Source organism: Vibrio sp. D401a (assembly GCF_030248515.1).
Lineage (GTDB): Bacteria > Pseudomonadota > Gammaproteobacteria > Enterobacterales > Vibrionaceae > Vibrio > Vibrio rotiferianus.
This window is the reverse complement of the sequence record NZ_JAHGAI010000008.1, coordinates 107,358-131,932: the sequence shown is the minus strand read 5'-3', so window position 1 is coordinate 131,932 and position 24,575 is coordinate 107,358. Positions and strand designations below refer to the sequence as shown.

Sequence of the window (24,575 nt, the reverse complement as noted above, 5' to 3'; positions counted from 1 at the left end):
CGACAAACAAATAAAGTGTATTAAGAAGATGAATTCGGATAGCAAACAAAAGATCGCAATCTTAGTCGACGTACAAAACGTCTATTACACCTGTCGTGAAGCGTACCGCAGCAATTTTGATTACAACCAGTTTTGGTATGTTGCAACACAAGGGAAAGAAGTGGTAAGCGCGCGAGCTTATGCTATTGCGAGTAACGACCCTAAGCAGCGCCAGTTCCACCATATTCTGCGTGGCGTTGGCTTCGAAGTGATGCTTAAACCGTTTATTCAACGCCGTGATGGCAGTGCTAAAGGGGATTGGGATGTGGGTATCACGCTTGATGCGATTGAAGTAGCGCCGGAAGTAGACGAGATCGTTCTTGTTTCTGGCGATGGGGATTTTAGTATGCTGGTGGAACGTATTCAGCAACGATTCAATAAAAAAGTTACTGTGTATGGTGTACCAAAGTTAACGTCTCAAACACTGATTGATTGTGCCGATCACTTCGTTGCAGTCGATGATGATTTTCTTCTTTAGACTCAACTAGCCATGTGGCTTCGAGAATAAAGAAAGGGCGAGTCACTTCAGGCTGTACGCAAACGTACAATGACTCGCCCCAAACTTTCTTACCTATGTTCGGTTTATGATGGGATAATCATTTGTCCTAACACGTAACCTAGGCAGCAAGCACCAATAACCCCAATCAAGCCCACAGACATGAATGAGTGGTTGAAGTACCACTTACCAATCTTAGTCGTACCCGACGTATCAAAGTTTACTGTCGCGATATCTGAAGGGTAGTTCGGGATAAAGAAGTAGCCGTAAACTGCTGGCATTAGGCCGATAAGCAGCGCTGGCTCCAAACCAAGACCCAGACCAACTGGTAGCATCATACGCGCTGTCGCAGCTTGAGAGTTCACCACAACAGACACAATGAATAGTGCTAGTGCAAATGTCCAAGGGTAGTTGGTTACCATCTCTACGATGCCTGACTTAAACTGAGGCATTGCGTATTGGAAGTAAGTATCTGACATCCAAGCAATACCGAAGATAGCAATCGCTGCCACCATACCTGATTTAAAGACAACGCCATTTGGTACATCACGTGGATCGGTTTTAGTCGCAAGTAAAATGATACCGCCAAAGCAGAGCATCATCATCTGAATAACCACTGCCATGCTGATTGGTTTTGCTCCGTCAACGATGGTACGTACTTCCGGCCACATCGCGATAACGACGATCACAAGAATTGAAAGAATGAACAGCAATACCGAGTTACGTGCGCTAGTTGGTAACACTTCGTCCAAAGACGTTGCGGTTGTATTCAAGATCTTCTCGCGCCAAACCGGATCTTTCAGACGCTCTTGGTATTCTTCATCGTCTTCAAGTTCTTTACCGCGTTTTAAGCTGTATAGCGACATCAACAAAGTACCGAACAAGGTTGCAGGTACCGTCACAAGTAGAATCGACAATAGTGTGATTTCGTGTTGAATGTCAGACAGTTGCGCTAGGTAATAAACCACGGCTGCTGAAATTGGTGACGCAGTGATAGCAATTTGCGATGCAACCGATGCCGCTGCCATTGGGCGTTCAGGGCGAATACCGTTTTTCAAAGCAACGTCGCCAATGATCGGCATGATGGAATAAACCGCGTGACCAGTACCAAGTAAGAAGGTCATAGAATAGGTTACAAAAGGAGCAATGAGAGTCACACGTTTTGGGTTTTTACGTAAGACACGTTCAGCGACTTGCAGCATGTATTTTAAGCCACCAGCGGCTTCAAGAATGGATGCACAAGTGACTACCGCAAGGATGATAAGCATAACGGTGACGGGTGGAGAGGTTGGCGGCATTTTGAAAATGAAAACTTCAATCACCAAACCAATGCCAGATACGACGCCAAGACCAATGCCGCCATACCGAGAACCGATATACAGCATCACGAGCAAAAAGAGAAACTCAAGATACAACATGTTTAATTTCCTTATTAGAAACAGGGACATCTATTGTTTCTATATTCAAGAAAAAAATACTTTGCCTTGTTCACATTCCATTTTATAAGAAACGGTAATGTTCAGTTATTTGGGACAGTTCACGCTCAGAACGAAAAGTGTTATCAGGATGATATCTAAGGTTTGCGTAAGCTTATTTTGCTTCAACATCATTTGTTAACATTCGCGCAAAATGTGACCGCGGGGTGCTGTTCGATAAAGTTAATAGAATGTTTTGTTGTCTTTTATCTAAGACATAAATTTATCAATAAGTGACTGTTTGGTAATATATATTCCAGTTTCTAATAACTGTATGTTATATGGGTGTGAGCTATTAGAGTATTTAGATACTTCGCGGTAACAATTTTCTTAAAGATTGATATGCATCAGGAATTTATGCGTTCAATTTAATAGATTCGGTCTACGTCAGTAAAAAATATAAACAAAAGGCTAGTCTATGAAATTGAGTAACCTCTCCATCAAATATAAGCTCTTATCACTCGTCGTCTTTTCTGCTCTTCTTCTTATCGCTTCATGTGCGTATAACCTGAATGAACAGAGAAAGTCTTCGTTACAAGAACGAGAGAATAAACTGAGTGCACAAGTAGAAGTTGTGGTTAATTTACTTAGCTACTACTACGAGCAAAGACAAACCATGGGTGAAGAAGCTGCGAAGCAAGCAGCGATCGGCGCGATCACTCAAATGCGATACGACACTAGCAACTACTTTTGGGTCGTCACACCCACTCTAGAAGTTGTGTTGCATCCGACAAAAACAGAATTAAATGGTGTCGATGCGAGTAGCTTTAGAGATGGTGCAGGCAAGTACCACTGGCGTGAAATGGCACAAATCGCCAAAACGACGCAATCAGGGTTCTTAGATTACCAGTGGAAAAGCCCTAAAGGAGACTTAAAAGACAAGATCTCTTATGTGAAACTTTTCCCAGAATGGCAATGGATTGTTGGCTCAGGAATTTTAGTCGCCGACATTCAAGAGGTGTTTTACGCCAATGCGATAAAAGAGGCGGTAGTTGCATTCGTGCTTATCATCGCGTTGACCGCTTTGGGCTATGTTATTTCGAGCAATATTGTTGAGCCTCTACAACGCCTAATTAAAAACACTCATAAGATCGCAGATGGTGATTTGACAGTACGCCTAAATGCGAGTCGTAAAGATGAGCTAGGTGAAATGAGTAATGAAATTGACCGTATGCTAGAGCAGCTACAAGGTACATTACTTGCCGCCCATGAATCGGCGCTGCAATCATCAAATATGGCACAAAGTATTGCTCAAGCGAGTGAAGAAGCCGCAACAAGTGTAAATAGCCAACATGCGCAGTTAGAGCTTCTTTCTACCGCCATGACTGAAATGAGTACCACTATTGCTGATGTCGCCAATAACGCAGAAAACACTGCCCATAGCACTTCACTTGTAACCACACATGCTGAGCAGAGTGGTAAGGCGATGGAGCAGACCGCGACGACGATTTCTGATGTTTCAAGAGAGATCGCATCAGCCGATCAGTTGGTAAGTGAACTGCAAGCTGGGGTTAATGATATCCGCGCGGTAGTTAGTGTGATCCGTGAAGTCTCGGAGCAGACCAATTTACTTGCCCTGAATGCTGCGATAGAGGCGGCACGAGCTGGAGAGCAAGGTCGAGGATTTGCAGTCGTTGCCGACGAAGTGCGCAATTTAGCAAGTCGTACTCAGCAATCGACAGATGAAGTTCAACAAACGATAGACTCGCTCATTGAACGTACAGATCGCACTGTAAAAGCAATGGAACGCAGCAACGCTAAAGTGGAGGAGAGTGTTGGTATCTCACAATCTACTCAACACCAGTTGGGAGACATGGTAGAAGAGCTTGTTCGCTCAAACGACATGGTCTCGCAAATTGCCGCAGCTTCAGAGCAACAAGGGTTAGTTGCCAATGAAATGACGGAAAATGTCAGTACGATTCATTTAGCTGCCAATGAAGTTAAGCATGCTTCTCAAATGCTCGCTGAAGAAAGCCAACATTTAGCGGCCGCTTCAGAGGTACTGCACGATCAACTGAAGTATTTTAAAGTATAGAAAACAGCTGGTTAAGCCCCAGTTAAACTGGGGCTCTTAGTACTTTCGGTAGTTTGCTAGGCCACTAAAGTGATAAAACACAAGTAATATTGATAATTATTTGCATTGCTAACTTTGCATGCGTATAACTCTGTTCAAATCTAAATACGTTTAAGAACATTGATGTCTACTCAGTTTTTCCCACAACTCTTCCATTACTCAAAAGAAGTCACCCCTTTTTTACATGGCAGCATCGGCGAGATTGATGCCAGTGCCATTCATATCGATAACAATATCAACCCAATTGTTCAGTCTCTGTATGAGTCGCTTTCTCACGCCCACCCAGAGGCGGGCAAAGCTTATTGGCTTACCAGAACTTGGGATCTACTATGTTGGCAACCTATGTTTGTTGCTTTCATTTCTATCTATGGATTTCATACACTGCCACGCTTAAGGGGGATGGGGCAATATGTGCAGCATGGGTTTGTCACTGGCTATCGTTTTGAAGATGAGCAGCATATTCATGGTGATATCGAAGAATTGATTGTCGAGGCGGGTAAGCAAATACGTGAACTTTATGACTTTTACCAACTTCAAATGAGTGAATGGATACGTATTCGACCGGGTTTTACTCATCAATTGATGTCAGATGGCGTGATGGCATGCTTAATACGCCTCCAACAGCACTTCCCTCAGTTTAGTAATGACATCATCCATGCCCACGGAATCCTTTGGCTACAAGCTTTAGGGTTGGATGAAGGTAATGTTTCATCTTTGCATAAGCTTAGCGAAGATCAGCCCCTGAAGCTCGTTCGCAAGAGTTGTTGTCTCGTGTATAAATGTGAGGGAAGGGAGCTCTGTAAAAACTGCCCAAGGACAGAAGAAAATAAGCGGCTAGTGAAATCAAAAAGCCTTTCTTGTTAACAATTATTAAACATATGTAACAGTGCTAGATCTGCTGTTGAGAATGAGTATTATTGTCGCTTCTTTTAATTTATAAAAAGATAAAGACAATGATAAAAAGGAAGTTCTCTCTAAATCTCATCGTGCTCGCGATGAGCAGTGGCTATGCATTTCACGCACTCGCTGACCAACCGAACCCAAACAAACAAAGCAACACCGACGAACAGGTGGTTGTGGTTGGCAGTATTATGCCTAAGTCAATTTCTGACATTCCAGGCACGGTATGGTTTGTTGACCAAGAACAGATCGCTCAACAATACCGAGCAGGTAAAAGCCTTGGTGACATCTTATCAGCGACCATCCCTTCATTAGACGTTGGTACTGGTGGTCGCACTAACTACGCGCAAAATCTTCGCGGTCGCACGATGTTGGTGATGATCGATGGGGTGTCGTTACAGTCTTCACGTCCCATTAGTCGCCAATTAGATGCCATCGACCCATTTAATATTGAACGCATAGAGGTGCTTTCTGGTGCAACTTCTATTTATGGTGCTGGTGCAACAGGCGGTGTCATTAACATTGTTACCAAGAAAGCGACGTCGGATGAACTTTCTTTTGAAACCTATGTAAGTGGTACAACTGGCTTTAATAACAGCGATGATTTCGATTACAAAGTCGCGCAATCTGTATCTGGCGGTAATGAACAAATTACTGCTCGCGGCTCAGTAGTCTATGGTGAAACTCAGGGTTTCTATGACGGGAATGGTGACATTGTCACTCCAGATATTTCTCAAGGCTCTTTACAATACAACTCAACGCTCGATGTAATGGGCTCTGCGGAGATTCAAACGTCAGATGAAAGCCAACTAAGCCTTATTGCACAATACTACGACAGTCAGCAGGACTCTCCTTACGGTTTGTATATTGTGGGACGAGACTTCGTTGATGTACGTAAGGGATTTGAATCTGACCGTGAACAAGGCACAGAGCGTATTTTGCTGAGTACCAATTACAGCCATGATTCTGTATTTGGACACCAATTGATTGGCGAACTTTCTTACCGAAGCGAGAATCAAACTTTCACGCCGTACTTTCAGAGTGCCTCTCAACAAGAAACCGAAGTATTAGCAGGGCGTTTAGCACTTGCTAAAGGCTGGGATGCACTCAATTTAGTTTATGGTGTTGATGCGTACCTTGACCGTTTTGATAGCAACCAAGCGCTGTTTGACTCAACTATCGCGAATGACTCAGGTAACTTGGTTAACAAGACTTATGCGCAAGTAGGGCGCTACCCAGGCGTCGATGTTTCATCATATGCTCTGTTTATTCAAGGTGATTACGAGATAAATGCCGACTGGTCTATTCAGGCGGGTTACCGTTATCAGTACATGAATAACAAGATCGATGATTTTGTCGCTTACAGCGTACAGAAGAAGATCGCTGCAGGAACAGGTACATCTGCAGATGCCGTCCCAGGTGGCAGCACAGATTACTCGGTAAGTCTTTTTAATCTAGGCACTATCTATGAGCTGAATGATGACTCACAAATCTGGGCGAACTTTTCTCAAGGCTTCCAACTGGCTGACCCAGCGAAATACTATGGACAAGGCAGCTACGATGCACCGGATGCAAACGGCCATTACGCTCTGAAAGACAGTATCAACGTATCTGATTCGAAACTCTCCGGTATTAAAACGGACAGTTATGAGCTTGGTTACCGCTTGGATACAGATTCATTATCACTGCAAGCGGCAGGTTACTATTCGCAGTCCGATAACTCGATCAAATACGACCGTAAAACCTTGTTGATCACCAGTGTGGATGATGAGCAACGCGTATATGGTGCGGAAGCGAACATCAACTATTGGGTGACGAGTGATATTTTGCTAGGTGCTTCGGGCCACTATGTTGTGTCTGAACTTAAGACCGATGGCAAGTGGGAAGATTTAAGTGCTGGTAAGGCGAGTACGTCAAAGGCAAATGCGTGGGCGGCTTGGTATCAAAACGACTATTCTTTGCGCCTACAAAGTCAAACCATGTTTGATTACAAAGATGAAGCCGACAACAAGCTAGATGGCTACACTACGTTCGACTTACTGGGTAACGTAATGCTGCCAGTTGGCCAACTTGGGTTCGGAATCCAAAACTTATTTAACGAGGATTACACCACGGTGTGGGGACAACGTGCACAAATCCTATATGCGAGTCACTATGACTCAGCTGCTTATGACTACAAAGGAAGAGGTCGTACGTTCACGCTTAACTACAGCTTTAACTACTAAAAGTCTGTATCTGAGATACAAATAAGCACGTTAAATTTGGATAAATAAAAGCCGCGTTGTGCGGCTTTTTTTATGCTTCGTCAGCAGGCTGGGTTACTTCAGTTCCTTCTGAAGCTTGCGCAGCCGCTTGCTCTTCTGCTTCCATTTTCGCACGCTCAGCTTTAGAGATGTAACGTGGCTTGTTGCTCTTATGAAGCTTTGCGTTTTGCTTTTTCAACTTCGCTTTTAAGATCGAATTGATTTTCTTCTTGCGGTTCATGGTGTTGGTCCTTTAATTTAGCGGGGCAGGATAGTGATTTTTCCGCCAAGTTACAACCCTAATGGATTCCCTATGAAAACACTTACAACCGAGCGACTCACACTGCGTCTTGTCAGTGTAGAAGATGCACCGTTTATTTTAGAACTCTACAACCAACCCGATTTTTATCGTTTCGTCGGTGATAAGCAAATTCGCACCTTAGACGAAGCCAAGCGCTATATCCAAGAAAACATGCTTCGCATGCAAGAGCTTAAAGGGGTTAGCTTGCTGGTGGTCGAAACCAAGCATGACCAACAGCCAATTGGTATCTGTGGCTTGGTCAAGCGCGATACATTAACCGCGTTTGATATTGGTTATGGCTATTTACCAAGCGCGTATGGCAAAGGTTACGCGAGTGAAGCAGCGAGTGTTGTCGTGGATTTTGCCCGTGAGGATATGAAAATAGAAAACTTGGTTGCCATCACTAATAATGACAATATACGTAGTATAAGTTTGCTAGAAAAATTGGGATTTCAGTTTGAGCGCATCGAGCAGACCTACGATAATGGTCGGAATTTACAGCTTTATACCATGAAGTTGTAACTCGATAAGCCGTAACTAAAGCAGTTGCAGCTAAAGGCGATTTAGCTAGAGGAAAAGAATGAGCGACATTTTATTGGGGAAGCTCGCCACAGAGTTTAAAACCGTCAAGGCGATGGTAGAGATCTATTGCAAAGATAACCATGGCACGAATGGTGAGTTGTGCTCAGAATGTCGCGGATTATTAGAGTATGCGGAAGTTCGGCTTGATCGTTGTCCTTACGGAGAAGAAAAGCCGACTTGTAATAAATGCCCAATTCACTGCTACAAACCGGAACCTAAAGAGCAAATGCGACTTATTATGCGTTACTCTGGGCCTAGAATGTTGCTTAAGCACCCAATTCTAGCAATTCGGCATTTAGTACACGAGAAACGTGATGTTCCGGAAAAGCCTGCTGCTAATGCTTCGAATCGCCATAAGCGGATGGAAAACAAAAAACGAGGGTGCTAGACCCTCGTTTTTGTATTTTGCTTCGCAGATATTACAGCCCTGCAGCCATTTGGTGCTTTGATTTGGTTGCTGCGATTAGCATGTAGATACAAGTCGCAAGCAGAGCGGCGAACAAGTAACCCAACAAGCCGTGCATCTGACCCATGAATTTATCGGCAACCACTGGGCCAGCTACTGAACCGACGCTGTAACTGAACAACATAACTTGCGTTGCAGATACGATGAAACGCTCGTCTAATCCTTCGCAACCTAAGTTAATTGCGATTGGGTATAGTGCAAAAGTTGCCATGCCCAACAGGAACAGTGCCGCTGCAAGTACTACCGCTGATGAAGATACAAAAGTCAGGCCGATAGAGAAAATACCTAAGATACAGAAAAACGCCATCAACACAGTACGTGCCATGTACTTGTTTAATGCTGTAACCATAGGTTGAACAAGCATGCCCCCTAGGATCACGAGCGCCATCAATGTACCGATGTCCTGGTGGCTGATCTTACGGTTTGCGAGTTCTACTGGCATCAGGCCATAAATCGCACCCAAAGTTAGGCCTGAAACAATACAACCAATGATTGCAGCGTGACTTAGTTTAGAAATCTGTTTGAACGATAATGCTGTTGATTCATGGCTGTTTGGTTGTTCGCAATCAATGAACAGCAAAACCAGTATCGCCATTAGGATCAGTGTAGTGATCGCGACAAAAGGAACACCGCCGCTTACTCCTAGGATACCAATACCAAACTGACCAAGAGCAGAGCCACCGTATAAAGACAGCATGTAAAGGCTCAAGCGTTTTGCTCTAGAAGATTCATCACCGGACATTAGCCATGATTCCACAATCACAAACACGCCTGCAACTGCCATACCCGCAATGAAGCGCGCAACAAGCCATACGATACCATTTGGAACTAATGGTAGTGCGACGATGGTGAATGAGAAAGTCGCTAGGCAGCCGACAAATGCTTTACGGTGGCCCACGCTACGAACAATACGTTCAAAGAAAATAGCACCAACTAATAGACCGCCATAGAACACACTCGCCAACCAACTCGCGTAATCAGCAGAGATGTTGTATTCACCAAGCATAAGAGGGATCAAGCTCATCAAATAGCCTGATGCCACTGCATAAAGAGACAGTGCTACGACAGGAACTGTGACTCGTGGTGATGCTGCAGGAATGGCTGTGTTTTCCAATGTTTTGCGCCTATAAGTTAAGTAAAAATCAGGGGTTATTTGGCGCGAATATGAGGCTAATTAATAGGCAAGTAAAACGATATATTTAAGTCGTTTCGACAAAAGATATTTATCGATATTCTATGAGGGAATGCTGCATAAAAACACCAGCCTAAGAGTTAGGCTGGCGAAGGGGTTTATTTGCTAAGTGCTTGATTTAGCCACTGATCAAATTGAGTTTTTGGTAGGGCACCATTGATCATGTCAACACGCTGACCATTCTTAAAAACCATAATCGTTGGAATACTGCGAATACCGAACTGTGCCGCTAATTGTTGTTGCGCTTCGGTATCAATCTTGACAAAACGAGCGTTTCCAGCCTGTTCTTGCGCGACATCCGAAAAAACAGGAGCAAACCCCACACATGGATTGCACCATGGTGCCCAGAAATCGGCCACGACTGGCGTGTTGCTTTCTAGCAACGCTGAGAAATTATCGACAGTACCTTCTATTGGGGCACCATCAAATAGAGCATTCTTGCATTTACCGCAGCTTGCAGCTTCCGCAACTCGCTCATTAGGGACGCGATTTAAACCGCCACAAGACGGACAACGAGTTTTAAACGATGACATGACTTCTTCCTTTATGACAACTTCATGAAAACATGACTTACCAGTCAGCCTCATAATTTGTATACTTATTTTTTAGCCTGCCGAAATATAAGACGGCAAGTCTGTATTTGGACCCGAACAGGTTCTAAGAAATTTCATTAAAATACAACAATAAATAGGTCTGCGATGACAAATTACTACGCTGAAATAACCGGTTGGGGAAAATGTCTTCCACCAGCCACGCTCTCTAACGACGACCTTAGCACTTTCCTTGAAACTTCAGATGAATGGATTCGCACCCGTACTGGTATCGAAAACCGTCGCATTAGCCACGTAAACACGTCGGACATGGCAACGGTAGCCGCGCAACATGCAATGGCACGTGCAGGTGTAGAAGCGAGTGATATCGACCTTATCATTGTTGCTACATGCTCTCCTGACTCTCTTATTCCAAACATTGCATCTAAGGTTCAGCAAAACCTTGGTATTCGCTCTGCAGCGGCTTTCGACTTAAACGCGGCATGTACTGGCTTTGTATACGGCCTTGAAACAGGTACACGTTTGATTCAATCAGGCAACTACCGTAATGCAATCATTATTGGTGCTGAACGTCTCTCTTTCTACATTGACTGGGCAATGCGTGATACTGCGGTATTGTTCGGCGATGGTGCAGGGGCCGTAGTTCTGACTCGTACAGAACAAGAAACAGGCCTACTGCAATCGCAAATTGGTTGTGATGCAAAAGGGCGTGACATCCTTTCTGTGCCTAAGTTTGGCACATGCATGGATCGTTTTGCGGAAGACAACGGTTACTGGGATTTCAACTTTGTTGGTCAAGAGATCTTCAAACGTGCCGTAAAAGGCATGGGTCTAGCGGCGAAAACGGTTTTGAAAGCTTCAGAGCTAACCACAGATCAAATCGACGTGGTAATCCCGCACCAAGCGAATATCCGTATCATCCAAACGCTGTGTGACCTTTCAGGTATTCCACAAGAAAAAGCCTTTGTGAACATCCAAAATTACGGTAACACTTCGGCAGCAACAGTGCCAATTGCGCTGTGTGAAGCGTTAGAGCAAGGACGTGTTAAGCCAGGCGACAACATGCTATTAGCGGCATTCGGTGCGGGTTTGACATGGGGTGCTGCAGTATTGAAATGGGGGGACCGTGTAACGCCTGTTGCTGAAAGCGACGCGGTGCTACCAGAAAGCGATAAGACAGCGTTGGAGCTTTTAGAGCGCGCAATCAAGTTGTGTAACGAACGCCCTCGCGGTGAAGACGCGTAAACGAAGCAATACATGCGATAAACAAAAGGGAGCATTTTGCTCCCTTTTTTATCTTTTGCGTTTTGGTAAATTAAGCCATAAAGCCTAAGTTCGATGTCGAGAAATTTCGAATGTTAGGGAATACGTAATCTAGTGCCGCGCCATCACTGATCCCCATCCACTGAGCCAAAGTTGCACCGACTTGGTCTGCGGCAATCTTAGGAATTAACCGACCTTTGGAATAGTCGTCTTCACCACCTAGTACTAGTTCAGGCCAAGTACCAATTGGTTGAGCGCTTTTTACTGCCCCTCCAATGACGAGCTGATGCCCACCCCAACCATGGTCAGTACCGTTACCATTGCTGGTCATTCTTCTGCCAAAATCAGACATGGTAAAGGCAGTTACACTGTCATTAAGTCCTTGTTCATCAAGGGCTTGATATAGTGCACTGAGGTTCTCCGAAAGATCTTTTAGAAGCGAAGGATGTTTTGTTAACTGAGCATCATGCACGTCATAGCCAGTATGTTTAACAAAGAAGATTTGTCGTTGTTGTGACAGAGAGCTCTGGCGTGAGATTAGCTTAAATACCATATTAAGCTGTTTCCCTAAGCTTGATTTACTAAACCCTGCAACTGGCTCGACGGATTTAAGCTCACTCGCTAAAAGTTGGCTCATCAACATAGACTGCTCTGTCATCGTATTGAAATGGTTACCGAAAAGACTTGCAGGTTTAATGGCCTGTATTTTTGTATATGCCTCGTTGAAATCACTTTTATTAATTGCTGTTAGTTGAAGTACCCTGTCTTGCCTTAAAACCGTCTGTGTATGGTCGACAGATCTGAGCCATAGAGAATCTCCATGGATACTATATAACGGTGTTACATCAGCCTGTGAACTCAATACATCCAACATTCTTCCGGCCCAGCCTAAATTTGAATCAACGGGCATTCCACCGGATAACCAGCTATTCCTTTGAGAGTTATGAGAAAATAAGTGAGTAGGGAGTACATCCTTGTCTTGTTCTATTTCAGACTTGCTCAGAGGGCGTTCAAGAATACCACTGTTTAAAACGACGTTAGCATCACCGCGTTCGAACAGGGGCTGAAGTGCTGAAAGGCTTGGATGTAAGCCCAGAGGGACTTCATTTCCATAATTATCGGTGGCAGTTAAGTGAGTTGAGAGAATCGTATCTCGCTCTACAGCCAAATTACTTCTCACCGCTTTATACGCTTGATAATGGGAATCAGACAGAGGTAGTACGGTGTTAATTGCATCGTTTCCGCCGGACAAATATACACAAATCAGCGCTCTGTAATCATTACTTGGTGAGGCAAGCGTCAGACTCGGCAAGCCCATGGATGCTAGGACGCTAAGGGAGGCAGTGCTTTTCAATAGGTTTCTTCGAGATATATCCATGTTGAGCTCCTAATCTTGAACAAAGAATTCTTGGCTAGATAACACGGTAAAAAAGGCCAACGACAATTTGGTTTTGGCAACGTAATTGGATTTGTAGGCATCTAAAACGTTGAGCAGAGTCTCTTTGAGTTCAGTTGATGCATCACCACCTAGCAGTCGTTGGTCGATTAATGTAACGAGTGCAGGATGATCATCAAGCAGTTGGTAGTACTCATTAAGTGCCAGAGCATGAGTCCTTCCGCCATTTTGGCGTATTTCGTTGTACATTGTGTTCACCACATCGGTGTAAACAGACCAATCAAGCAGTTCAAACTCAGGGGCCACTAAACCCGCATTGCTAAATGATGTAGAAGGCACATAATCCGGAGAATAGAAATTGAAAACGCTTCGCGAGCGCAATGCGCCTTGGTTAGCTGAGTTCATTAGGCCGACAGCACCGTAATAGCGATTATCGATTGGCTCAAACCCTAGAGCACGGTGAAAGTTCATAAAAACTATAATGGGCTCTTTTAATTTAATAGGTTGTACCGTGCTTAAGCCTAAGGCTTCGGGATCAGTCAATATTGCACTAACAACCGCGCCTAAATCGCCTTTTGTCCCGCTACCGTTGTCATTAAATATCGACGCAACTCGCTCGACATAGTCAGGTGTTGGATTCGATGTTACTAAGCGTTGTATTAGTTGTTTTGACACGAAAGGTGCAATATTGTCATGGGCCATTAAAATATCCATGACTAGATTTAGTTCATCATCGGCGTTCAAACCGGAAGGAATCGTGCTCCCAAGAAAAGCTTTTGAGCCATCGTCATGGCGCCAGTCAACAACACGCATGGGTTTTGTAAAAGCGCTATCTGATTTCAACCATCCCGTTAGTGAACGAGCTAACTCTTGCACATCTGACTGGCTATAGGTAGGAATGGCGTTTCCAGCGGAGTCTCGTTTCTTTGTACCATCCAGATTCAACTCATATAAGCCAATAGTAAATAACTGCATAAGCTCCCTGGCATAGTTTTCATCGGGTAGGGAGCCAGTCGTATTATCTGCTTTTTTACTTCCCATCATCGAGAGGTAGCTGCCCATAACTGGATGTGTGGCCGTTTTATAAAGTAGATCCCGATAATTACCGAATGCGTTTTCAACTAAAAGATCGTAGTAGGTCACGAGTCCTAGTGCTTTGCCTGAAAGGCTGTTCCCATACCTAGATACTACGAGTATTTGACTTAGTGCGAACGCAGTTCGTTGTCTTAATTGATCTTGAGACGTTACTGAAATTTGATACCAAGAATTTTCTCTATTTGCTTGGGCTCCTCGAGTAAATGGGGTTTGATACAAGTTTATGTGGAGAGTGGGTGGATAATTGAGTTGATTCTCTAGCCAAAGGCTTAAGCCTTGCGACTCAAGCTGAGCTCTACTCTGAGGAGTAGGCCCAAAAGTCGCTTGATATAGTGTGCGCGTAATTTGTTGCTGTGTTAATTCAGCCATAACGGGTTGCATGGAACCAACTGAAAGCACGAAGAAGAAAAATAGGGTTAAGTGATATAGTTTCTGACGTTTCATATAAACTCTCTTACCTACGTATAGCCGTATGGGAGTGAGTGACAATGAAAGAGCAAAATCGTTTGAGCTAATTAAGAAAAAGCTAACATACTGTTTCAAAGCGAGTATAGACAAACTAAAGCGGAGATTTAGCGGGTGCGTGAGACAAATACTAAAATCAAGGCTTTCGTTAGTTCAAAAAAACGAGGTAAAAGATTGAAACAGCCGTATAAAAACGTGATCTAAGCATCAATTAATTTTATGTAAACAATAAGTATTGGCGGGCTATTTAACGGCGTGTTGGGGGCAAAAACCATCATGCAAAAGCATGAATTACTTTATCTGATAGCTCATTTTTCAGGCTGAGGGATAAGATAGGCAACACTTCGCGTGCCACCTATACAACAAAGTAATCAGTTACTTTTTCTGGCGAGCTTATGATGTGCTCTAGAAAAATGATCGGCACAGAATGCGCCAACAATTGAAAGCTCACCCGCCAAGCATAGACCGGCAGCAACTTCTGCCAAGGCTTTCGCTTTGCCATTCCCATGCAAGCCAAGAATATCCAAACACGCTTTCTGTGTTGGCAAGCCAGTACCTCCACCAACCGTACCGACCATGATGTTTGGAAGAGTCACAGAAGCGTACAGGTTACCGTCTGTGTCAACGTCCATTCTTGTAATACCAACGGCTGATTCGGCAACACATGCCGCGTCTTGCCCACACGCGATGTAAAGTGCGGTAAGAGCATTTGCATAGTGTGCATTGATACCAATCGACCCACTGAGTAAACCACCAACCATGGTCATTTTGCCAAATTTAACCATGGCTTCTGGGGTGGTATGGAGGTATTTCTCAACAAGTGCTTTTGGAATGGTCACTTCCGCTGATACTTTTTTTCCGCGCACAGAACGTAAAGTATGCGCATTTGCCTTCTTATCACCGGACAGATTGCCATCTAAGAAAGCATCAGTTGGTTGGATAGGACTGTGTTCAAGAATGTAGTGGAACACTTTATGTGTTGCGATGGTCACCATATTCTGACCTGAAGCGTCCCCCGTTACGTATTCAAACACCAAGTAAACATGATTACCTTCAATGTTGACGTTGATGTCTTTTAGCTTTCCGTGCGTCGTAGTTGACTCCGCTTCTTTACGGAAGATGTCATATTGGGTAACCACCCAACTAACAAACTGTGCGGCTTCTGCGAGAGATTGGAATCCAAATACGGGTGTACGGCTGACGCCTTCGCTGATCAAAAGCGTGCTTGCGCCACCAGAGGCCGTAATTAAGTTCGCACCGCGACTATAAGAGGCGACTAGGGCTGCTTCTGTTGTAGCAAGTGGAACTAAGTAGTCGTCATTAGCAAACAAGCCGTTAATGCGAAGTGGGCCAGCAATGCCTACAGGGAGGTTCACCGTGCCGATAAAGTGCTCAATGTTGTTGGCGTATTGGTCGTAATGCAATTGAGTGAAAGGATCCAGAAGAAGATCTTTGTCCGTCATGGATTCTAGAACTTTCCAACGACGTGCAATGTGCTTTTCCGTCAGACCTGCACTAAGGCAGAGTTTCTTTTCTGGCTTGTGGTATTTCGGTTCTAATGCCGATTGTACTTTTTCGCAGGTTTCATTCTCGGAGAGTGCAGAGCTATTCCTTGCGCTGTCTAAATTTAATTTCGGCATACAAACGTTTCTTTATTCATTTGGTTTGGAATTGTAGTGATACAAAACGTGATTACAATCCCGCGTATACGTTTTGCAACAAAAGGTTGCTCAGCTTCAAACAGATGAATATTCGGATTAAGCCGAAGATCGCGTGCTAACGGCTGTATGAAAGACGAGATATGAGATTTTATTGAGACTTAACCTATTGAAAATAATTAATTAAAAATCGCAATGGCGCGTGAGATAGATGAACAAGATGCGAAAAGAACGCTGAATTCTTATCATTGTTAAAATTGCGCAAAGTGGGTGAATTACTCTAATTTTGAACACCAAAATGATGAAATAGAAATATGCTAGCGTGGCGTGAAATGGTAAATAACTCGAGTAGCGCTGCGGCATAATAGCCCCACGTTTTCAATTGAGGGTAACGTATGATTGTTTACTTTCGAGTTCAGGACGTAGAAGTGCTTTGCGATGAAATAGACCTCGCAACGCTGATGCAAGCCAAACTCAAGCAATTACCAAATACCAAGCCTCAAATGGACTGAGCAGTATAACGTCACGAAGTGCTGGAAGCGTTCAGCGCTATCGACTGTTTATACACTTTAGGAGATAACCCGGACACTCTTTTAAATGCGCGTGAAAAGTGCGAAATACTGGTGTAGCCAAGTTGATTGGATATATAAGTGAGAGAGTGTCCTTCTTCCATCAATTCGCAAGACACAGAGAACATCAATGACTCTTTAATATGCCGAAAAGAAGTCCCTTCATTCTTTAACTTTCGTTGAAAGGTTCGAACAGAATAGCTCAGCAACTGAGCCGCTTCTTCTATCGATAAATTACGCTCTCGCACATAAGGGCGAAGGAGTTCAAACACGCTATCAGTAAAACTCGTATGCCACTGGAGCTGACTAGGTTTGGCGCCTAATTGAGAGTCTGATATTTGGATTGGTACGGCCAGAATATCTTCTGGTATGTAAACGCCAGCTTTTTCTTGACCCACAAAGATCTGGCATTGGTTAGGCACGATACTTTTTACGATGTCGCTGTTGTGCCCTTGTAGACGCACCTTGCTTGGATACCACGTGGTTTTGGTCAAAATGCTGATGAGCTCAGTAATGTAAATGACTGCAAATGCTTCTGACCAGTCGGCGATTTGAGTGTCTTTCTGTTCTGAGAAACGACAGAACCAAGCGTGACCGTGGTGGATTTCGAAAGAAACGTTACTTCCGGGTGAGTCTAAACTGAATATCTCGTCGATGTGTTGCATCGAATCACCAATGGTCTGAAATGGCACAAACTGATGCAAGACATTAGGTATGACACGACGACGAAAGATGAGTACTAATAAGTCAGTAAACTTGCGGACACCAAGTTGAGAAGAGGTTAAGTGGATTAAACGTTTTATCGATTCAGATGGAATGTAGTCGCTGTCAGACTGGAATAGATCCGCTGGTAGTCCGGCGTCACTGAGTAGTTTGTGCTTGTCCAAACCATAGTTGGCAAAGACTTCTACCATAATTCGTGCGTAGTTGCTTTGAACAACGGGGAAATGAAACGCGGGATTTGGCATTAAGCGGATACTCCATGTATAGCCAATTAACCTCAAACTATCTTAGCGCATAACTCTTGCTTTTAGATATAGCTCGATAATTATTGTTCAATTAATGGCAGGTTGGACAGGACGGTATATTCTTAAAATGTTCAATCTATTCAATGGCAAGGGGATAACATGTCCGAGAACGAAAACGAGAAACAGCCAACGGAAGTGGCGGAAAACAAAGAGACGAATAAAAAAGATAAAGTAAAGACGGTCACCAACTATCTGCTTTTATTTATTGTTGTCATGCTCGGCTTCAGCATTGTGTCAGATCGCATCATTCCAGTGACCGACAATGCGCGTGTTAAAGGTTATATCGTGCCAATAAAGCCCCAGGTTTCTGGCAATGTCCTCAATATTAATGTTCGTCCGAACCAACTTGTTGAAGAAGGTGATGAGCTCGCCGTTCTCGATAAATCTGATTACGAGATCGCGGTAAAGCAAGCTGAAGAGAGTCTTGAAATTGCTGGGCAGAACGTTGGTGCACAAACCGCGTCAATCGCTTCGGCTCAAGCAAGGTTAACGTCTGCGATTGTTGAACGCCAAAACACCGAAGCGCAAGCCAACCGTGTTCTTGCCATGGCAGAGAAAGGTGTTGTGTCGAAATCAGACGCGGACAAAGCGAGAGCATCATTGGCAACGGCGAGAGCAAACGTAGTAAATGCAGAAGCGGATCTTGAAAAAGCGAAACAACAACTTGGCGCAGAAGGTGAAGAAAACAGTCAAGTTAAGGCAGCATTGCTGGCACTTGAGCAAGCTCAACTGAACTTAGAACGTACTGTGATTCGTGCGCCAACTCAAGGTGGTGTTTCGAACTTCAGTTTGACCGAAGGCTTCTACGCTTCAGCCGGTCAGCCAATCATGACGTTTGTGTCGACAGAAGACATTTGGATTGAAGCGTACTTCCGTGAAAACAGCTTAGGCAACGTTAGCATTGGTGACGAAGTAGAAATCGCCCTCGATTTTGTTCCCGGCAAAGTCATCAAAGGTAAAGTGAGCAGCATCGACTGGGGTGTCGATTGGGGACAAAACCAACAAGCGGGTAAGCTGGCGCAAGCCAACCAACAAACAGGCTGGTTACGCCAAACGCAAATGCTACCAATCGCTATCGAGTTTGATCGTGAAGAGGTAACGGGAATGCTACGTGTTGGCGGTCAAGCAGACGTGATTGTTTACAGCGGTGACAACTTCGTGTTCAACACCCTTGGCAAACTTTGGATTCGTCTACTGAGCGTACTGTCTTATGTCCGATAATCTGAGAATTGATAACGCAACTCAACGCCGGATTCTGCGCTTCACCATTGGTGTAGGTCTGGCGGTGTTTCTCGCTGCTTGGATTAATTGGCAACTGGCGTTTGTCGCGCCAGTATTTACCGCGAAGTTCTTGGTCGATAAGCCAAACCTTCATAGAGAAACGATTTACGAGTTGCTGCTGGCATTGATTGCCACCATGGGGTTGGGGTTGCTCCTTTCAGGAGGCATTACTCAGTACCCAATTGTTCTACTGATTGCCGTCGGTTTGATGATGGCATGGGGTTACTACTTGTTTACTGACCCCAAATGGAATCTGTTCGCGACCATTTTGTTGATTGCGGTGTTGATGTTGCCGTTTATGGCAATAAATAACCCAGCAATTTCTGTTGTGCTCGCGAGTGGCTTGGCAATTTCCGGTGCGGTATCGGTGGCGATTTTTGCCCTGGTTCATATTTATCTACCAGAGCCAGACAGTGAGTTCGCGGGTTATGCGGCTCCACCAATTGGTAAAGAACAACGTTGGCATGCGTCATTTCGAGCCATGTTGATTTCGTTTCCTGTGGTGTGCTTCTTCTTTGTCTTTCAGATTTCAGAAGCATTGCTCACCATGATGTTTGTCGCGTTGCTGTCTTTGATGATTACGTCAGAGAAGTCAGTCAAATTAAGCGCGTTCTTAATCATCAGTAACGGTATCGGCGGGATACTTGCCATCTTGGCTTTCTCGATTCTCGCCATTGTGCCAAGCATATTCTTTTACACCGCCTTTATTGCGTTATTGGCGGTATTGATAGGGAAGAAGATTTACACCGTGCCAGAGAAGGCACCGATATTCGCTACGGCGTTCAGTACCTTGCTTGTCTTGATCGGCAGCACGCTAATGAGCTCCGGAGATATCGACAGCAATACATTTATCCGAATCTTCCAATTGGTGTTGGTCGGGACGTACATGATCCTCGCATCACTCTTTTTGGAAACCCGACAATGGAAGTTTTTGCAAACATAACACTTAACAGACAGTGAAAAGGTAACGCTATGAAAGCTTCAAATGATTTCTCTAAACAGGCGATAGACGCCGCTATCAAGACCGGAGCCGTAGCGTTACTGATCTGGTGGTGTTTCTCTATCCTCAATCCATTCATTATGTTGGTCGTGTGGGGCGGTATTATTGCCATCGCGCTCTACCCAGTCATGATGTCCCTTCACAATCGGTTAGGTATTTCAAAAGGTAAGGCGAGTGCGCTCCTCAGTACTATCGGTGTGCTGTTACTTTTAATCCCACTTATCGCGCTCTCATCCGGTCTATATACCAGTGGTACCGAGGTCGTCACTGGGCTGCAAGACGGCACCTTAGTTGTACCTAAGCCACAAGAAAGCTTAAAAGAGATCCCTGTCGTGGGCGACAAAATGTTCGTTGCGATTAACTATGCATCGACCAACATGGAAGGCTTCTTGGTTAAGTATGGCGAACAAGTGAAAGGCTTCCTTTCTCAAGCAGCATCTATTGTTGGCTCGGTAAGTGGTGGTTTCATCCAGTTCATCATTTCGACCATGATTGCAGGTGCGTTCATGAGCAATGCTGAAGTTTGCCAAAAAGGTTTTACCAAGCTAGCAGACCGCCTTACCAACAAGAAAGGCGAAGCGTTGATTGATCTTTCAAAATCGACCGTTCGCAGTGTCGTTCAAGGTGTGATTGGCGTTGCACTGATTCAATCTGTCATGGCAGGTGTCGGTATGGTCGCGGTTGGCGTTCCTGCTGCTGCACTTTGGATGGTTGCCGTAATTCTGATTGCGATTGTTCAACTGCCACCGATTCTGGCACTGATTCCTGCGATTATTTACGTGTTTAGCGTCGAATCGACACTGGTTGCTGGCATATTCCTAGTTTGGTGTATCTTGGTTAGTGCAAGCGACGCGGTACTTAAACCTGTTCTTCTAAGCCGTGGTTCAGACACACCGATGCTTGTGACACTGCTAGGTGCACTGGGTGGTATGGCAATGTCAGGCATCGTTGGTCTTTTTGTCGGTGCCGTGGTACTGAGTCTGACTTATCAATTGATGGTGAACTGGTTAGAAGAAGATGACACTGAAGCAAACAAAGCACTAAGCATTGACCAAAAAGCGAAGGAGGAAGATAAAGTAGAGGTGGACTCATGAAGTCTATGACTAGGGAAGATAACTTTTACTTTTTGTTTTTTGCACTGATCGCGCTGTTTTTCGGCTGTGCTGTAATGCACCAGTTCTATCCAGACGGGCAAGAATTTGTTCTTGCTCTTTTGGTGGTAACACTAGGTGCTTCGATTGCAGGTATCAACAAGAAAAACAAAACCAACCGAACATGGTATGGCGTGTTACTGATTGTGGCCGTCATCTCCTACGGGATGTCGTTCTTAGAGCATTTAGATCTGTCCATTTTGACGCTAGGTGCGTTACTGGTGTTCTTGTTTTCGCACATATACTCGGCGCTAAAGCAGGTGGTGTTAACTAAATCGGTGACGACGAACCACATCATCGGTTCGATTTGTATCTATCTGCTACTAGGGCTTGCATGGGCGGTGATTTACTTGTTGGTATTGGAGTTTTTCCCAAGCTCTTTCACAGGACTAGAAGCGAAACCTTGGCTGTCGAACTTATTTAATACTTTGTACTTTAGCTTTATTACGTTGACGACGGTGGGGTATGGAGACATTTCACCAACGGTTCCAGTGGCTCAGTTCTTCGTTTTCTTTGAGGCGATAGTCGGGAGCTTCTATCTGGCCATCATGGTGGCAAGTTTGGTGAGTATTCGTTTGGCTCAAGCGCAGAGCTAGATATAAGACGGAGTGATTTGAATGGCGGAGCTGAAGAGTCTCCGCCATTTCTATTTTACTAGGAAATGAACTTAGCCATTAAATGCACGAGCGACGCGACCTTCGCAACTGATTGTGTAGTTCCCTACATAAGCAGGAATGAAAGCCGATTGCCCTTTACCAAGTACTAATGTTTCGCCGTTTTCTGCAAGCAGCGTTACGTCCGCATCGATTGGCATTAAGATTTCTGCACTGGTCATCTCGACTTGTTGATCTTTTGGCTCTTGGAACACAGAGAACTTGAAGTCTTGCACAGGAACAGGGAAGTGATGCTCACAGCCATTGATTTCTGCTTGGTTTAGCAGTGTGTTCATTGGTTTTGGAATGAAGTCGGTACACTTAACCAGTTCTTCCACATCCATGTGTTTTGGTGTTAAACCTGCGCGAAGTACGTTATCTGAGTTAGCCATGATTTCCAGACCGGTACCTTTAATGTACGCGTGGGGCGTTCTTGCGCTTAGGTACATGGCTTCACCCGGCTTGAGCGTAATAACGTTTAGTAGCATTGGAGCAAACAAACCAACGTCATTCGGGTATTGAGCAGCAAGGTCTGAAATCAATTCGCATACTGAACGTTCTTTGTTCATTGCTGCGTAACTTAATAAGTGATCCACTGCGTTAACCTTACGTGCTTCTTCCATAGAAAGAATCTCCACGAAGAAGTGACACAAGCCGTCTTGGTTAGGGTTACGCTCAAACTGTTCTAGGTAGCCGTTAATCTCAGGAATGTCACACAGGCGGAACTCAGCGATGATTTCATCAAACGGACGAAAGCCGTTCATCGCTTGGTATTCAGTAAGGGCGTAAACCAGCTCAGGCTTGTGGTTGGCATCTTTGTAATTACGATTAAATGCATTTTGCGGTACACCTAGCTGTTGTTCTTTTGCATAACCAAGCTCTGCATCTTGCTTGTTTGGATGCACTTGAATCGACAACGCTTTATCTGCGGCAAGAATCTTGAAGAGGAAAGGTAAGTCACCAAAGGCTTCAGCCGTGCTTTGCGATAGAAACGCTGACGGATCCTGATTGATCAATTCTGATAACGAAACAATTGTACTTAAAGCAGTGGTACTTCCTTGTTTAACGATAGAGCAACCATTTGGATGAGTGCCCATCCAAACCTCGGCTTGAGGTTGTTGAGCTTCGTTAGCAAAACCAAACAAATCCTGGATAGCCGTGCGGCTTCCCCAGTCGTAGTTTTGGATCTTGTTGTCCATTTTGAAGAAGCATTTTGATGAAATAGTATTCGAATTCATGAATTTTACCCGTAGAAAACCCTCCGAACTGAATCGGAAGCAAAAAATAGTGGAGATTAGGTGGGTGAGCGGTTAACTCACCCTAAGAGGTGTAGAAGTCGCTTCTACAATGATGTGTCTACAACCTAAGCTTGGGAGCGAGCGGCTTTCTGGAAGGTTGAGCCTGTAAGAACGGTAATAACAACAAGCCAATAACGGCTGCGCATACCGAGATGGTGATAAAGAAACCAGTCCAGCTGTATTCTTCAAGAATCAATGCCAATGGGTAGCCAGAAAGTGCGGCGCCCATGTAAGCAAATAAACCAACAAAGCCCGTTGCTGCACCAGCGGAATCTTTGTGTGAACATTCCGCTGCCGCCATGCCAATCAACATTTGTGGGCCAAACACGAAGAAACCAATCGAGAATAGGCCCGCAGCTTGGAACGCGAAGTTGGTTAATGGCATCAACCACAGTGCAGCGACAGATAAGAATATACCTGCGGCAAACAAGAGGTTCATTGGGCCTCGGTTACCACCGAACAGTTTATCCGAGCCCCAACCAGCCACCAGAGAACCAACAAAGCCACCAATCTCAAACATCGACAGCGCAGCGTTAGCGTTGATTAGGCTGTAGTGGTGTTGTTCTGTCAGGTACAAGTTCCCCCAGTCATTGATGGCAGTACGCACGATGTATACCAGTACATAACTGAACGCGAGTAACCAAATGTACTTGTTGTTGAACACGTATTGTTTGAGGATTTCTTTGTAGCTCAGCCCTTGTCCGTGATTTTCTTGCGCCAGTTCTAACTTGTCATCACGCCATTGACCAACCGTTGGCAGTCCTTGAGTGGTCGGTTTATCGCGCAAGCGCCAACAAACAATGACACCAAGAATGACGCCGATAATGCCCGGTACGATAAAGCCTTCTCGCCAGCTGTAATGGAATGTAAGAAATCCAACGAGTAGGGGAATCAAAGCGCCGCCTACGTTATGGGCGGTGTTCCAAATTGCCCACAAGAAACCACGTTCTGAGCGCGAATACCAAGTGGTAAGTAACTTAGAGCACGAAGGCCAACCCCAACCTTGAAACCAAGCGTTCATAACCCACAAGGCTGCGAGTGCAACCAAAGAGCTAGAGAAGCCAAATGCGATATTGATAAGGCCAGTCGCGATTAAACCTACACCCATGAAAAATCGAGGGTTAGAACGGTCAGAAATGGTGCCCGAGATAAACTTCGACAAACCATAGGTGATGTAGAAAAGCGTACCAATCATACCGATATCGGCTTTATCTAAACCTAAATCAGCAATCATTGCGGGTGCAGCGTAGTTGAAGGTTTTACGAGTGAAGTAAAAGCCTGCATAACCAAGATACATACCCAGCATGATGTGTAGACGCCAATAGCGGTAGCGTTCATCCACCTGGTCTTTACTAAGGGGAGCTTGGTTGTAGCTCGGAGACTGAAATAATCCAAACAT

At 44.6% G+C, this 24,575-nt stretch carries 21 protein-coding genes; 11 read left to right on the top strand and 10 right to left on the bottom strand.

Annotation, left to right across the window (positions count from 1 at the left end; translation table 11 throughout):
- The first annotated feature begins 28 nt into the window (after positions 1-28).
- Positions 29-517 carry an NYN domain-containing protein gene (locus KIV41_RS04850; protein ID WP_010451686.1) on the top strand — a complete coding sequence of 163 codons (489 nt, stop codon included), beginning with the start codon at positions 29-31 and terminating at the stop codon, positions 515-517.
- Positions 518-621: 104 nt separating this feature from the next.
- Here KIV41_RS04850 and KIV41_RS04845 read toward each other — a convergent pair whose 3' ends face one another.
- Positions 622-1,953: an anaerobic C4-dicarboxylate transporter gene (locus tag KIV41_RS04845; RefSeq protein ID WP_010451687.1), complete on the bottom strand. Its 1,332-nt coding sequence runs from the start codon at positions 1,951-1,953 to the stop codon at positions 622-624.
- Positions 1,954-2,428: 475 nt separating this feature from the next.
- On the opposite strand from KIV41_RS04845, the gene KIV41_RS04840 reads away from it, so the two are divergent.
- The 3 genes from KIV41_RS04840 (at position 2,429) to KIV41_RS04830 (ending at position 7,209) form a co-directional block, all read left to right on the top strand.
- Entirely contained in the window at positions 2,429-4,045 is a 1,617-nt protein-coding gene (locus KIV41_RS04840) for a methyl-accepting chemotaxis protein (protein WP_285335798.1), read from the top strand.
- A 162-nt stretch (positions 4,046-4,207) separates the two neighbouring features.
- Positions 4,208-4,948 carry a siderophore ferric iron reductase gene (locus tag KIV41_RS04835; RefSeq protein ID WP_285335797.1) on the top strand — a complete coding sequence of 247 codons (741 nt, stop codon included), beginning with the start codon at positions 4,208-4,210 and terminating at the stop codon, positions 4,946-4,948.
- An 89-nt stretch (positions 4,949-5,037) separates the two neighbouring features.
- Complete coding sequence (locus KIV41_RS04830) at positions 5,038-7,209, top strand: TonB-dependent receptor (protein ID WP_285335796.1); 2,172 nt, start codon at positions 5,038-5,040, stop codon at positions 7,207-7,209.
- Positions 7,210-7,279: 70 nt separating this feature from the next.
- On the opposite strand, the gene KIV41_RS04825 is transcribed toward KIV41_RS04830, so the two are convergent.
- Positions 7,280-7,468 (bottom strand): DUF2986 domain-containing protein, encoded by a 189-nt coding sequence (locus KIV41_RS04825; protein WP_010451691.1) that lies wholly within the window; start codon positions 7,466-7,468, stop codon positions 7,280-7,282.
- A 72-nt stretch (positions 7,469-7,540) separates the two neighbouring features.
- Here KIV41_RS04825 and KIV41_RS04820 point away from each other — a divergent pair, with 72 nt between their 5' ends.
- On the top strand, positions 7,541-8,050 hold the full coding sequence (locus KIV41_RS04820) for a GNAT family N-acetyltransferase (RefSeq protein ID WP_038883169.1): 510 nt from the start codon (positions 7,541-7,543) through the stop codon (positions 8,048-8,050).
- A gap of 58 nt (positions 8,051-8,108) precedes the next feature.
- Positions 8,109-8,498 (top strand): nitrous oxide-stimulated promoter family protein, encoded by a 390-nt coding sequence (locus KIV41_RS04815; protein WP_010451695.1) that lies wholly within the window; start codon positions 8,109-8,111, stop codon positions 8,496-8,498.
- A gap of 31 nt (positions 8,499-8,529) precedes the next feature.
- Here KIV41_RS04815 and KIV41_RS04810 read toward each other — a convergent pair whose 3' ends face one another.
- Both KIV41_RS04810 and trxC read right to left on the bottom strand, forming a co-directional pair.
- Positions 8,530-9,690: an MFS transporter gene (locus KIV41_RS04810; protein WP_045388834.1), complete on the bottom strand. Its 1,161-nt coding sequence runs from the start codon at positions 9,688-9,690 to the stop codon at positions 8,530-8,532.
- A gap of 176 nt (positions 9,691-9,866) precedes the next feature.
- Entirely contained in the window at positions 9,867-10,301 is a 435-nt protein-coding gene (gene trxC / locus KIV41_RS04805; protein ID WP_285335795.1) for a thioredoxin TrxC, read from the bottom strand.
- Between the two features lie 165 nt (positions 10,302-10,466).
- Here trxC and KIV41_RS04800 point away from each other — a divergent pair, with 165 nt between their 5' ends.
- The gene (locus KIV41_RS04800) at positions 10,467-11,564 is read left to right on the top strand and encodes a ketoacyl-ACP synthase III (RefSeq protein ID WP_088880129.1); all 1,098 of its coding nucleotides are present in this window, start codon (positions 10,467-10,469) and stop codon (positions 11,562-11,564) included.
- 70 nt (positions 11,565-11,634) lie between these two features.
- Here KIV41_RS04800 and KIV41_RS04795 read toward each other — a convergent pair whose 3' ends face one another.
- From KIV41_RS04795 to KIV41_RS04780, 4 genes are all read right to left on the bottom strand, one after another.
- Positions 11,635-12,960 (bottom strand): DUF1501 domain-containing protein, encoded by a 1,326-nt coding sequence (locus KIV41_RS04795; RefSeq protein ID WP_285335794.1) that lies wholly within the window; start codon positions 12,958-12,960, stop codon positions 11,635-11,637.
- A gap of 9 nt (positions 12,961-12,969) precedes the next feature.
- Positions 12,970-14,517 carry a DUF1800 family protein gene (locus KIV41_RS04790; RefSeq protein WP_285335793.1) on the bottom strand — a complete coding sequence of 516 codons (1,548 nt, stop codon included), beginning with the start codon at positions 14,515-14,517 and terminating at the stop codon, positions 12,970-12,972.
- Positions 14,518-14,909: 392 nt separating this feature from the next.
- The gene (locus KIV41_RS04785; RefSeq protein WP_285335791.1) at positions 14,910-16,178 is read right to left on the bottom strand and encodes a hydroxymethylglutaryl-CoA reductase; all 1,269 of its coding nucleotides are present in this window, start codon (positions 16,176-16,178) and stop codon (positions 14,910-14,912) included.
- A 541-nt stretch (positions 16,179-16,719) separates the two neighbouring features.
- Positions 16,720-17,733 (bottom strand): AraC family transcriptional regulator, encoded by a 1,014-nt coding sequence (locus KIV41_RS04780; RefSeq protein WP_010451711.1) that lies wholly within the window; start codon positions 17,731-17,733, stop codon positions 16,720-16,722.
- Between the two features lie 159 nt (positions 17,734-17,892).
- Here KIV41_RS04780 and KIV41_RS04775 point away from each other — a divergent pair, with 159 nt between their 5' ends.
- The 4 genes from KIV41_RS04775 to KIV41_RS04760 are packed head-to-tail and all read left to right on the top strand — an operon-like array spanning position 17,893 to position 21,821.
- Positions 17,893-19,014 carry an HlyD family secretion protein gene (locus KIV41_RS04775; RefSeq protein ID WP_285335790.1) on the top strand — a complete coding sequence of 374 codons (1,122 nt, stop codon included), beginning with the start codon at positions 17,893-17,895 and terminating at the stop codon, positions 19,012-19,014.
- The gene (locus tag KIV41_RS04770; protein WP_285335789.1) at positions 19,004-20,017 is read left to right on the top strand and encodes a DUF2955 domain-containing protein; all 1,014 of its coding nucleotides are present in this window, start codon (positions 19,004-19,006) and stop codon (positions 20,015-20,017) included. The genes KIV41_RS04775 and KIV41_RS04770 overlap by 11 nt, the downstream gene beginning before the upstream one ends.
- 29 nt (positions 20,018-20,046) lie before the next feature.
- Positions 20,047-21,168 carry an AI-2E family transporter gene (locus tag KIV41_RS04765; protein ID WP_285335788.1) on the top strand — a complete coding sequence of 374 codons (1,122 nt, stop codon included), beginning with the start codon at positions 20,047-20,049 and terminating at the stop codon, positions 21,166-21,168.
- Positions 21,165-21,821, top strand: coding sequence for a potassium channel family protein (locus KIV41_RS04760; protein ID WP_285335787.1), 657 nt, complete (start codon positions 21,165-21,167; stop codon positions 21,819-21,821). Before KIV41_RS04765 ends, KIV41_RS04760 begins: the two co-directional genes overlap by 4 nt.
- A 71-nt stretch (positions 21,822-21,892) precedes the next feature.
- Here the strand turns inward: KIV41_RS04760 and manA are convergent, their stop codons facing one another.
- Positions 21,893-23,116 carry a mannose-6-phosphate isomerase, class I gene (gene manA / locus KIV41_RS04755; protein WP_285335786.1) on the bottom strand — a complete coding sequence of 408 codons (1,224 nt, stop codon included), beginning with the start codon at positions 23,114-23,116 and terminating at the stop codon, positions 21,893-21,895.
- Positions 23,117-23,234: 118 nt separating this feature from the next.
- Positions 23,235-24,575: an MFS transporter gene (locus tag KIV41_RS04750; RefSeq protein WP_038896700.1), complete on the bottom strand. Its 1,341-nt coding sequence runs from the start codon at positions 24,573-24,575 to the stop codon at positions 23,235-23,237.